The organism is Butyrivibrio sp. MB2005 (assembly GCF_000424285.1).
Lineage (GTDB): Bacteria > Bacillota > Clostridia > Lachnospirales > Lachnospiraceae > Butyrivibrio.
The window spans coordinates 146,243-158,980 of sequence record NZ_AUJP01000004.1 but is presented as its reverse complement, the minus strand read 5'-3'; the positions used below and the strand labels follow the sequence as shown (position 1 = coordinate 158,980).

The 12,738-nt window shown below is 41.4% G+C and carries 10 protein-coding genes; 2 read left to right on the top strand and 8 right to left on the bottom strand.

Features of this window, described 5'->3' with window-relative positions:
* Positions 1-52: 52 nt before the first annotated feature.
* Positions 53-2,203: an efflux RND transporter permease subunit gene (locus G610_RS19365; protein ID WP_051197479.1), complete on the bottom strand. Its 2,151-nt coding sequence runs from the start codon at positions 2,201-2,203 to the stop codon at positions 53-55.
* Positions 2,204-2,384: 181 nt separating this feature from the next.
* Here G610_RS19365 and G610_RS0102015 point away from each other — a divergent pair, with 181 nt between their 5' ends.
* Positions 2,385-2,996 carry a TetR/AcrR family transcriptional regulator gene (locus G610_RS0102015; RefSeq protein ID WP_026523448.1) on the top strand — a complete coding sequence of 204 codons (612 nt, stop codon included), beginning with the start codon at positions 2,385-2,387 and terminating at the stop codon, positions 2,994-2,996.
* 292 nt (positions 2,997-3,288) lie between these two features.
* Here G610_RS0102015 and G610_RS23285 read toward each other — a convergent pair whose 3' ends face one another.
* From G610_RS23285 to G610_RS0101995, 4 genes are all read right to left on the bottom strand, one after another.
* On the bottom strand, positions 3,289-3,819 hold the full coding sequence (locus tag G610_RS23285) for a hypothetical protein (protein WP_051197476.1): 531 nt from the start codon (positions 3,817-3,819) through the stop codon (positions 3,289-3,291).
* 9 nt (positions 3,820-3,828) lie between these two features.
* Entirely contained in the window at positions 3,829-5,010 is a 1,182-nt protein-coding gene (locus G610_RS0102005; RefSeq protein WP_026523447.1) for an acetyl-CoA C-acetyltransferase, read from the bottom strand.
* Between the two features lie 62 nt (positions 5,011-5,072).
* Positions 5,073-5,771, bottom strand: coding sequence for an MgtC/SapB family protein (locus G610_RS19355; protein WP_051197474.1), 699 nt, complete (start codon positions 5,769-5,771; stop codon positions 5,073-5,075).
* A 167-nt stretch (positions 5,772-5,938) separates the two neighbouring features.
* Positions 5,939-8,248, bottom strand: a complete 2,310-nt coding sequence (locus G610_RS0101995) for a glycogen/starch/alpha-glucan phosphorylase (protein WP_196809793.1) — start codon at positions 8,246-8,248, stop codon at positions 5,939-5,941.
* A gap of 234 nt (positions 8,249-8,482) precedes the next feature.
* Between G610_RS0101995 and G610_RS0101990 the strand changes: the two genes are divergently transcribed.
* Positions 8,483-9,355, top strand: coding sequence for a methyltransferase domain-containing protein (locus tag G610_RS0101990; protein ID WP_026523444.1), 873 nt, complete (start codon positions 8,483-8,485; stop codon positions 9,353-9,355).
* Positions 9,356-9,495: 140 nt separating this feature from the next.
* Here G610_RS0101990 and G610_RS0101985 read toward each other — a convergent pair whose 3' ends face one another.
* From G610_RS0101985 to neuB, 3 genes are all read right to left on the bottom strand, one after another.
* Entirely contained in the window at positions 9,496-10,266 is a 771-nt protein-coding gene (locus G610_RS0101985; RefSeq protein ID WP_026523443.1) for an SDR family NAD(P)-dependent oxidoreductase, read from the bottom strand.
* 74 nt (positions 10,267-10,340) lie between these two features.
* Positions 10,341-11,624 (bottom strand): ATP-grasp domain-containing protein, encoded by a 1,284-nt coding sequence (locus G610_RS19350; protein WP_051197472.1) that lies wholly within the window; start codon positions 11,622-11,624, stop codon positions 10,341-10,343.
* Between the two features lie 68 nt (positions 11,625-11,692).
* On the bottom strand, positions 11,693-12,691 hold the full coding sequence (gene neuB / locus G610_RS0101975) for an N-acetylneuraminate synthase (RefSeq protein ID WP_026523442.1): 999 nt from the start codon (positions 12,689-12,691) through the stop codon (positions 11,693-11,695).
* Positions 12,692-12,738: the final 47 nt, after the last annotated feature.

Below are 12,738 nucleotides of genomic sequence, written 5' to 3'. Positions count from 1 at the left end.
ATAACCTCTTTTCTATGATTATCTCTATAAACCCGAACGTTACTTTATTAGCTTAAACAGCTTTAAAATGGACAAGCTTATGTTTCTGATCGTTGTCCTGTTTCTTATCCTGATTCTTCCTGTCTTTATCCATCCTGATACATTCGCGCATTCCCCATGTTGAACGAATGATAAGTCCATCAAAGATCATATACATTGAAGGAAGAACAAGTATAACAACTGCCATTGAGATAAGGGCACCTCTTGCCATCAGGAAGCAAAGGGATCCGATCATATCAACGCTTGATACAAGTCCTACGCCGAATGTCGCAGCGAAGAAGCTAAGTGCGCTGACAATAACTGACTTCATGCTGGTGGAAAGAGCAATTCGTGTAGCCTGTTTCTTACTCTGACCATCCTTTCTCTCTTTGCAATAACGTGTGGTCATCAGGATAGCATAGTCGACTGTAGCTCCCAGCTGGATGGTACCGATTACAACCGATGAAATGAACGGTATTACTGTACCTGTAAATCCGGGAATACCCATATTGATGAAAATCGCAAACTCGATTACCGCTACAAGTATAAACGGAAGTGATATTGACTTCATAACAAGAGCGATTATAAGGAATACACATCCTATGGATACTATGCTGACAGTCTGGAAATCCTTTGCTGTGATATTGATAAGATCCTTTGTACAAGGAGCTTCACCAACTACCATCGCGCCGCTGTCATATCTTTTTACTATTTCATTTATTGATTCTATCTGTGCATTGACTTCATCTGATGCTGTCTTATATTTACTTGTAACCATCAGCATCTGGTAGTCATCGCTTGTAAGCTCCTCTCGAAGCTTCGCAGGGATCATTTCTTTAGGAAAAGTAGGTCCTATTAGTGCTTCAACACCAAGAACTCCGTCAACGCCCTTTACTTTCCTTAATTCTCCGATCATGCCCTGCATGGTTGCAGTATCTATATCGGCATCTGCGAGAATCATATAAGTCGTATTTGTCTCAAAGTTTTTCTCAAGCTCTATCATCGCCTGTCTGCTTGAAAGATTCTCAGGCAATGTCTCTGAAAGGTCATAATAAACTGCTGTGTGCTTGTATCCCCATATTGCGGGAGGAAGCAGGCACAGGAAGATAAGTCCGAATATAAGTGCATGCTTGGAAATCCATCTGGGAGTCTTAACAAACTCCTGAACAACCGGCTTATGCTTGGTCTTTTCAATAATCCTGTCAAATACGAGGATCATTGAAGGAAGGACTGTTACACAGCTTATAACGCCGAAGATAACACCCTTTGCCATAACAATTCCAAGATCCAGACCGATTGTGAAGCTCATAAAGCAAAGAGCTACGAAACCGGCTATTGTCGTAATGGAAGATCCAAGTACTGACTGGAAGGTTGCTGTGATGGCATTCGCCATGGCTTCCTTCTTATTTTCTTCTCCCTTTTCAAGCTCTTCCTGGTAGCTGTGCCAGAGGAAAATCGAATAATCCAGTGTAACACCCAGCTGAAGAACCGCACTTAAGGACTTTGTAAGGAAGGATATCTGCCCAAGGAAGATATTCGTTCCCATATTAAACATTATAGCAATACCGATACTTGTGAGAAAGAAAAACGGTATTAAATATGAATCCATTGTCAGTGAAAGAACTATTGTGGCAAGGAGTACTGCCATACCTACATATATAGGAGTTTCTTTCTCTGTAAGGTTCTTGGTATCAAGGACTATTGCTGCCATTCCGGAAAGGAAACATTTCTCATTGGCTATCTTCCTTATATTAGTGATGGCTTCCATGGTACCGTCACTTGAAGTCGTATCATCAAATATGATGAACATCAGCTGCGTATCGCCTTTTCCAAGAGCTTCCTGTATCTCATCGGGAAGCATTTCCTTAGGTACTGTGTAATCCATGAAGGTGTCATACCAGATGACCTTCTTTACATGCTCAACCTTTTCAACTTCCGCCTTCAAGGCTGCGATGTCTTTATCAGCCATTCCCTCAACCACAAAAAGGGAATAGGCTCCGGTTCCGAACTGATCCATCAGGATGTCCTGACCCTTCATAGTCTCAATCTCTCCCGGCAGATATGAGAGTATGTCGTAATTAACTCTTGTAGCTGCCATACCTGCAAAGCAGGGAATCATGAGTGCTATGCTGGCAATCAGTATTATGAACCTTGATTTTACTATTGCCTTAGACAAATACTTCATAACAATCACCTCATTAAAAAATAATTATGACCGGTAGTCATTTTTTACACTTTATGTTATACTCTAAAAATGACCGGTAGTCAATATTTACAAATGAGAAAAGTGAAATAATTTATAAAACAGGACGAATGCTTGCATGTATGATATATGTAAATGAATGCAGTTGTGATAGGATAAAGCTATGGGAAAATGGGATGCGAATAAGAAATTAAAAAGAGATTCTTTGTTAAACACCTCCTTTGAGTTGTTTACTTCACAGGGAATCAATCAGACTTCAATATCTGATATTGTAAAAAAAGCCGGTGTGGCAAAGGGCACCTTCTATCTGTACTTCAAGGACAAGTATGATATAAGGAACAGACTTATTGCCAAAAAGTCAAACCAGCTTTTTAGTGCTGCCTATGATGATCTGTTAAAAGAAGACCTTCATACTGCCGAGGATAAGATCATTTTTATGATGAAGCATATCCTTATTGAGCTTGCTGAAAATCATATGCTTCTCACTCTTATATATAAGGATCTTAGCTGGGCACTGTTTAAGGAAGCTATGACCACTGACAGCGAGGATGCCGAAACAGATATCCTTCATATAATGACAGTGATGTTTGAGGAATCCGAGGTTAAGTATCATAATCCGGAGCTCATGATGTTCATGATAGTTGAAATGGTAAGCTCTGCAGGATACAGCTCCATCATTCACAAGCAGCCTCTTCCTCTGGACGAACTTTTGCCCGAGCTCGAACAGTCAGTTCGAGGTATTATGCACGCCCACGAAATTCAAAGTAAAAACTAAAGTAAAGCAAGAATAAGCTTCCGCTTGCGAAATCAATATTGTGAAAAGAAAACCCGCGTTGGCAAGACGCGGGTTTTTCAGGTAGGAGATTTCTTATGACTATATATGTCATTTATTAACAGCATAACCTTCATCTCGGTTAGCTACTGCTAACATGGTTATATTAGCATAGGCTAACATATTGTGCAAGCTCTTTTTTACATTTTTTTGATGAAAATCATAAAAGAAACGCTACAAGCAGCATGATTACTGCTTGTAGCGCACAAAAAAAATTTTAATATTTTGGTTGAAGCTATCTCAGATTACCGAAAAAAGTATCTCCGGAACTACCGTTTCTGTCATCATCATCCGGATCATCATCGTCCCCTTCAAAGTCATCATCTTCTTCAAAGTCTTCGTCATCTTCTTCGTAATCGAACTCATCATCCTCGTCGTCGAAGTCTTCATCAGGGTCTTCTTCGTCTTCGAATTCGTCATCATACTCATCTTCGAAGTCCTCATCATAATCCCCAAGAAGTCCCTCTTCTTCAAGGCGTTCTCTGACATCATGATCAAAATCCAGATCGAACTGATTCGGATCCACTCCGGCTTCTTCCAGCATTTCGCGGCGACCTTCTACATCCTCTGCAAGAAACTGATTAAAATCAAGACCTGCATTACAAACAGTCTCAACAAGCTCAGCATCTACATAGACCATGTAATCAGAATCATCGCCTTCAAAGTCATCATTCATATATGGAAGATTCTCAGGAAAAAGAGAGAAAAATCTTCCATTCTCGTCAAAATCAAGGGGTCCAAAACCTCGTCCAAGATTAACCTTCATAAAACCTCTTTAATCACGCTCAACAATTGCAGCAGCACCCATTCCGCCGCCTACACAAAGTGTAGCAAGTCCCTTCTTAGCATCGCGTCTTTGCATCTCATACAGAAGAGTTACAAGGATACGACATCCGGAACATCCAACAGGGTGACCAAGAGCGATTGCTCCACCATTTACGTTGAGCTTACTAAGATCAAAGCCCAACTCCTTACCTACAGCAACTGACTGTGCAGCAAATGCTTCATTTGCCTCGATCAGATCAAAGTCAGAAATCTGATATCCCGCTTTAGCCATGGTCTTCTTAGTAGCTGCTACAGGTCCGATACCCATTATGCGAGGTTCAACACCTGCAAGCTCACCTGCAATCCATGTAGCCATAGGCTTAACACCAAGCTCCTTGGCTTTCTCCTCACTCATTACAACTATAGCTGCAGCACCATCATTGATACCTGAAGAGTTAGCAGCAGTAACCATTCCATCAGGCTTGAAAGCAGGGCGAAGCTTGGAGATACTCTCCTTGGTAACACCTGCTCTTGGGCCTTCATCCTTAGCAAAAAGAACGGTTTCCTTCTTTACTTTTATCTCAACAGGGACAATCTCTTCATCAAACTTGCCTTCAGCCTGAGCTTTTTCACATTTCTGCTGTGAATTTGCAGCAAACTCATCAAGTTCTTCTCTTGTAAGTCCCCACTGATCACAGATATTTTCAGCAGTGATTCCCATGTGGAAACCGCCAAAAGCATCAGTAAGAGCGTCTTTGATCATTGTATCGATAAGCTCGCCGTTGTTCATGCGATATCCAAATCTCGCATTCTGAAGTGCATAAGGAGCTCTGGACATATTCTCTGTGCCGCCTGCAACGATAATATCAGCATCACCCATAGAAATGAGCTTAGCTGCAAGATTGACACAATGAAGACCTGATCCGCAAAGAACGTTAATGGTTGTAGCCGGAACTTCAACCGGAATACCTGCATTTACCGCAGCCTGACGAGCAACATTCTGTCCTGTGCCTGCCTGTATTACGCAGCCCATGTATACTTCGTCTACCTGCTCAGGCTTAACACCTGAACGTCTTAATGCTTCTTTAATAACAATTGTACCAAGATCCGGAGCCGGGATGTCCTTAAGAGCACCTCCCATAACACCAATTGCTGTTCTGCATGCTCCAGCTAAAACTACTTTTCGTGCCATGAACTTCTTCCTCCTTAAGAAAATTGTGATTTTAAACGTATTTTAATTATATCATAATTTGATCAGACCTCTTCAACATAAGTGACATAATCAAGCTTATTAAAAAGCTTTAAAATCTCATGATGAGATGCCGAGCTATCCAGTTTTAAATTGATGATAAGCCCTGTATCCGACGGAAGTATGGTCTTATCCTTACTCTTATTCATACTCATTACCACAAATCCCTTTTCGGAAATAAACCTGTGAAGCTCAGTGACACCGCGTTCCTTACTTACTTCTATATAAATGCTCAGGTACTGACTATGGGATTCAACACTGTTACTTAGATGAAGAAGGACTATATTTGTAAAGACAATAAGTATAAATGCTGTGATTCCAACTGCCAGGTATCCGGCACCTATTGCCATGCCCATGCAGGCTGTTACCCAGAGCGTCGCAGCGGTAGAAAGTCCCTTTATCTGTTTCCTTCCTGTTACCAGAATCGTGCCTGCGCCGAGGAAACCAATTCCATTTACTACTCCTGCAGAAATTCTGGCCGCATCAGAAGATAGCCCGGGCATCATCGCAAGATAGATATTTAAAGCCGTTGCAACAGCAGAACCAAGGCTCACCAGTGAAAAAGTCTTTATTCCCGCACTGTGATGAGTAGCTATTCTTTCCCACCCGACAAGGCTTCCGAGAACAGTAGCAAGAATAAGCCTAAGAGCTACCGCAATATCACTTGTTCCCTGCAGATAGTTAAAAACATCTCCCACGCTCATAAGAAACCTCCATTCCTACGGCAAATTATAAAATCATCTACCGTTAACAATACTGTTTCTTACTTATATTATAATGCACATGGCCGCATTTCTCTTATGAATTTACTATAAACAAATAGCCCGCAAACCATTATTCAAAATGATTTGCGGGCATATAGATCAAATAATTATCTGAGCTTCCAGATATCTCTGTTGTACTCTTCAATTGTTCTGTCTGATGAGAAGAATCCTGCCTTAGCAATATTCTTGAGCATCATCTTCTTCCACTTCTCACGGTTTTCATAATCAGCAAAAATAAGATCCTTCTCTCTGATATAATCCTCCAGATCGATAAGTGTCATGAACCAGTCCTTATTAAGAAGCTCGTCCTGAAGACGCTTTAAGTTCTCCTTATGGCCAACTGCAAGACACTGCTTGGAAGTAATGAAGTCTACTGCTTCCTTAACAACCTTGCTCTTCTTGTAGTAATCCTTTGATACATAGTCAGCCTTCTTATAGTGTTCGATAACTTCATCTGCACTGATACCGAAGATGTAAATGTTCTCATCGCCGACAAGATCATGGATTTCCACATTAGCACCGTCATCTGTACCAAGAGTAACAGCACCGTTAAGCATAAACTTCATGTTACTTGTTCCTGAAGCTTCCTTAGATGCCAAGGAAATCTGCTCTGATACATCACAAGCAGGAATAAGCTTCTCAGCATAGCTAACATTATAGTTCTCAACCATGATGACCTTCATGTAAGGAGATACATCAGGATCATTATTTACGATCTCCTGCAGGCAAAGAAGCAGGTGGATGATGTCCTTAGCGATTACATAAGCAGGTGCAGCCTTTGCTCCGAAAATAAATGTGATAGGACGAACAGGCTTTTTACCACCCTTGATCTCAAGGTACTTATGAATGATGTAAAGAGCGTTCATCTGCTGACGCTTATACTCATGAAGTCTCTTAACCTGAATATCGAAAATGGAGTTAGGGTCAACTTCTACATTCTCTTTTTTCTTAAGATAAGCTGCAAGCTCTTCCTTTTTCTGGAACTTGATATCAGCGATCTTATCAAGTACTTCCTGATTATCCATGAACTTCAGGAGATCTTCAAGCTTATTGGCATCCTTCTTAAAGCCATCACCGATTTTTTCAGAAATGAAATCTGCAAGAGGATGGTTACAGGAAAGAAGCCATCTACGGAAGGTTACGCCGTTTGTCTTGTTATTGAACTTTTCAGGATAAAGCTTGTAAAAATCATTAAGCTCAGAGTTCTTAAGAATCTCTGTATGGATAGCAGCAACACCATTTACTGAGAAGCCATAGTGGATATCAATAAATGCCATGTGTACTTTCTTATCCTTGTCGATGATCTGTACATCCGGATTCTTAACCTTTGCACGGATTCTCTTATCGAGCTCCTTGATATAAGGAACAAGCTGAGGAACAACCTTCTCAAGATACTTAAGAGGCCATGTCTCAAGCGCTTCTGCAAGGATTGTGTGGTTTGTGTAAGCACAGGTCTTAGATACTACATCGATAGCATCATCCATTGAGAATGCCTTCTCTTCAACAAGGATTCTGATAAGCTCAGGGATGATCATTGTAGGATGTGTATCATTGATCTGAATAACTGCGTGCTTATAAAGCTCGTGAAGGTCATACTGACGTTCCTTCTGCTCCCTCAAAATGAGCTGTGCTGCGTTGCAAACAAGGAAATACTCCTGATAGATTCTAAGGAGGTTACCTGCCTCATCAGAGTCATCGGGATAAAGGAAAAGAGTAAGGTTCTTCTCGATTTCCTTCTTATCAAAAGTGATGCCCTTCTCAACAAGGCTCTCGTCAACTGACTCAACATCGAAAAGTCTGAGCTTATTTACACCTGTGTCGTAACCCACAACGTTCATATTGTAAAGTCTTGAGGTAACCTTCTTTTTACCAAAGCAAACATCAAAGGTTGTGTCTGTCTTCTCAAGCCAGGACTCATCCTCGATCCATGAATCCTTCTCAGCTGTCTGAAGGTTATCCTTAAATACCTGGCGGAAAAGTCCGAAGTGATAATTAAGTCCGATACCCTCTCCTGCAAGTCCAAGTGTTGCAATAGAATCAAGGAAGCATGCTGCAAGTCTTCCAAGACCACCGTTACCAAGTGAAGGTTCCGGCTCGCACTCTTCGATCTGTGCAAGATTCTTACCGTTCTTTTCAAGAATCTCATTCACCTTGTCATATACTCTAAGGTTAATAAGGTTATTGGAAAGAAGCTTACCAATAAGAAACTCCATTGAAATATAATAAATCTTCTTCTCACCTGCTTCGATAGGTGCAACCTTCATAAGACGGCTTGTATACTCAAGAAGAACATAATAGGTCTCCTTATCTGTTAAATCTTTAAGACCCTTTCCATATTTCTGATTTGAAATCTCAGAAATAGCTTCTTCCATGTTAGTAACAAGTACATCCTGCTGTAAATTTGTATGCTGACTCATACTTTCTCCTTTTCTGCCATAATCATCACTGATATGGTCTTCTAAATAATTCCTATTTGCCAACCCTGCATAAAAAAATGCAGAAAACGTTTTCTCTGCGATATGAAAAATCATAGCACAAGAAAACGTTTTCCGCAATCCCTAATTTTCCACGACCTGCTATCGCACTGCTCCTAATATGATAAAATTATGTAGTAAACAGAATGAAAATCTTATGTGGGAGGGATATTCATAATGATCTGTTATGTGTGCGGACGCAAAATGTTTCCATTATGTTCCAAGGAATTCCAAACCAGGAATCTAAAGGTCTGCGAGTACGTAAAATGTCCTGATTGCGGCCTGGTTCTGGCAAAAACAATCTATGATATGCCCCCGTCACAGTATTCAGACTTAAATGCCGAAATACATATTCCCAAGCAGGGAATTGATGAGGATTCCGATGACCCTCACTGGATAAAAAGAATTAATGCACAAAAAGATATGCTGGTAAGCATTTTCAGATCCGGTCTTTTTAGCATGGATAAAAAGTGTGTGGATTATGGGTGCGGCGATGGCCGACTTGCAGATTATGTTAACCGTGAGCTGTCCGGGGATATTACTTCAGAAACGTCCTTATCTGACAATGATAATTCTACATCTCTTGCTATTCTAAAAAAGTACGACAAATACCTGGATCTAGACAGGCCCGATTACCTGACAGATGCAGAAATGTCTGCAACAAAATTTGACCTTGTACTTTCTTCCGCAGTTCTTGAGCATCTCCGGGGCAAAGGCGAGCTGCTTGAAGTGCTCTCTTTTCTAAATGAAGATGGAATCTTTGCGTTTCATACTCTCATCTGCGAAGAAGTTCCTCATGATCCCGAATGGTTCTATTATCTTTCAACTCATTGCACCTTTTATTCAAATGAGGCAATGTCCAGGCTTTATAACGAATTTGGTTTCAATGGCTGCATTTACAACGTAGATGCCCAAATGTGGTTTTGCTTCCGCAACAGATCACTTTATGAGCAGTTTCGCCAAAAAAAATCATCTTTATCCGGAACTTTGGTGTTTGGCGATGGCTTTGTAGACTATTGGAAAAACTATCCAAGCCGAAATAATCCCTAATCCAGACACCTACTTTGTAATTATTACTGATCCTGCCACATCCGCTATTGGAACATAAGAAATACCATGACTATCACAATATTCCTGCACCGCCTCCCATGTCGCCAATATTCATGGTACATACATAATATTTTTCATCATTAAATATACTCCCCTGCTGTGATTCTGAATTCACTGCCTGTCATCATACTTGATGCATCAGATAACATATAGATTATTGCGTCAAGATAATCTGTTCGCTCAAGCATACGGCCCATTGGAAGTATGCCAGCTGCCTGCTGCCTCAGTTCAGCCTCAGTCATTCCCTGGCTTTTCCTAAGTGCAACCTCTCCCTCTGTCGGAGTCCAGCCAAGAGTCAGGTAGTTACATCTGATCTGCTCCGAGGCATAATTGTGCGCAATGTGTGACATTAGAGTAAGAAGTGCGCCTTTCGAACATGCATAAGCAGCTCTGTCCTTCTGGCCGCCCCAGGCATGGGCCGATCCCACAAGTATGATGGACCCGCCGCCGTTTTCTCTCATACACTCAACCGCTGCCTGACAACAGAAAAACGCCGCCCTGAAATTGACATCAAAGACATGATTAAATGTTTCTTCCGTGCATGTATCAAGGGGTGATACCGGCGTAACACCTGCATAGTTCAAAAAGCCGTCCACCTTACCATATTTTTTCATGGCTTCTTCAAACAGTTTCCTGCAGTCTTCTGTTTTTTCAAGCTCCGTATAAACAAATATAGCTTCACTGCCAAAAGCCTTAATGGTTCGAATAGTCTTTTTGGCAGCTACTTTATCACGTCCTCCGATGACCACTTTGGCGCCACATCTTCCGCACTGTTCAGCTGCAGCACGGCCGACGCCCTTGGTTCCTCCGGATATAACAATTACTTTGTCATCCAGTCTAAGCTCTGACATATATCCCCTCATTGTTCTGACTAATTATTCCCTGGTACCTGACTGCTGATACATTCAGTTTACCCGGCTTTTAATTATAACTGCAGCGCTTTATCCACATCAAAGCCCTTAAGCAGCATATTATTACCATTTATATCGGTTACTTTTACTGTATCCTGATAGTACTTTATTTTCTCGGCAAGCTCTTCCTTGCTGTTACAAACAAGATATAATCTGGCAAGAACCTGTCTCTCTGTGCCAATCCACTCAGGCAATACCTCATCGCCCTCGTTGAATCTTTTGCCTATTGCAACTACAACCTCATCCTCTTTTTCGGGAAGTCCTTCGATTTTACCTATGGTTCCTTCCTTAAGAAGATACCAGATGGTTGCAGCCCATTTTCCGCCATACCTTGGATCATCAACCTTCTGAAGATCAACGTCTCCCATTTTTCCTGTAAGGGCAAAATCTATAAGCATTTTCCTCTGGTCGTATCCATGTATAGCATTAAGTAAAAGATGCGGTGCCTCTCCCTGAAGTCTGAAGCCGGTATCATAGACATAAAACTCACCATCTTTATAGAAAGCAGACAGCATAAGGATTCCGTCCCTGATTCCGATTCCATGGAACATCCTCACCGCATTGTCGTGCATGCGCTGATAGTATTCATCTATATGCTTGGAAGGATAGGTTCCGCCAAGACAGACTCTCGATACTCCGGCCTGCTCGGTGCTGGCATAGCGGTCGTAAACACATGATGCACTGCAATATCCATCCTTGAAGGTGTAATAAATACCCATATCATCGCAGTCCATATATCTTTCCACAATAAATCTTTTACTCTTGGAAAAAGATAATGCATACTCAACAGCACTTTTTAGCTCAGCCTCAGATTCCACCTTAACTATTCCTTTGCCGCTGGAGCTGTCCACAGGCTTCACCATTACGGGATACTTTATCCTGTCCAGATCCTCTCTTTTAAAGGACTCATCAAGATAGTAATCAGGAATTCCGTGTATGCCATATTCTTCGCAGGTAGTCTTGAAAATATCTTTATATGAAAAAACATCCACGATGGACTGAGTTGCATAGCAGGGAAGTCCAAGGGCATCACAAACCTTGCAATAGTATGGAACCAGGGTATCAGCAACACCCACAAGCACGCCATCAACCTTCTCTTCATTGGCAAATGCAATGAGAGCAGGTGCATCCATTCCATCAACATCAGCTGCCTTCCATGCGATTTTCTTGGAAGGCTCATCCAGTACATTGCTGGTAACAATGGTTTTTATGCCAAGGTTATTGGCACATTCTACAAGCTGCATGGTCTCAAAGTTACCACCAAGTATAAGCAGCTTTTTGTTTTCATAAGTTTTCATACACATCTACTCCTGTCATTGTAAATGTATTATCAGGCCTCGCAAAACGCATACCTGCAAAATAAAAATCATATTTCTATAAGCTCATCCTCTGCAAAATCCCGGATCGCACTTGTACCTGTTACTTCATTCCATTTCATGGGAGATATTCCATTCCCGGGTCTTTTGGTGGTGAGATTTTCTTCTGTTAAGAGTTCACCTTTTTTAATATCTCTTGCAGCGATTATGCTTTTTCTGGCAACCAGTCTGTTTTTGAGTTCGGCCTCTGTCGGCTCTTTTATTCCGGTTCCAAGAGCCATTTCAATATTTCTCACAGCCCGTACCATCTCCCGAAGTTCATCGGGTTCGAGGCTTGCTTTATGGTCAGGTCCTTCCATATTTCTATCCAGCGTAAAGTGCTTCTCGAGAACTGTTGCTCCAAGCGCAGCCGCAGCTATGGGAACTTCTATACCTCTTGTATGATCCGAGTAACCCACATCACATCCAAAGCGTTCCTTAAGCGTAAGCATAGCCTTTAAATTCACATCCTCCATGGGAGTGGGATAATTGGTAGTACAATGCAGGATCGTAATCTTACCCGAACTATTATCTTTTAATACTTTAACCGCATCCTCCACTTCCTGCATGGTGCACATTCCCGTGGAAAGGATTATGTCTTTGCCCGTCTTTGCTATTTTTACAAGATAAGGATAATTGGTAATTTCACCGGATGGAATCTTCCAAATATCAAGTAAAGAATCCAGAAATTCTATACTTTCTACATCAAAAGGCGTTGATAAAAACTTAATTCCGGTTGTCTTACAGTAATCGGATAACAACTTATAATCATCAAAAGGAAGAAGGAGTTTTGACAACATATCCTTCTGTGATTCTTCTTTTCCAATATTCTTTTTCTGGTACTCAGCCATTGGTGCACTTTTTGAAACCAGACTGGATAGTTTTGCAGTCTGGAATTTCACTATGTCTGCGCCGCATTCTTTGGCGGTATCAATAAGCTTTTTTGCAATTTCGAGAGATCCGTTATGATTGACTCCCGCTTCCGCAATTATAAGAATTCTGTCAGCCATCCAAACCTCCAAAGTTATATTTATTCATGGAAAATCCACTGCCCGCC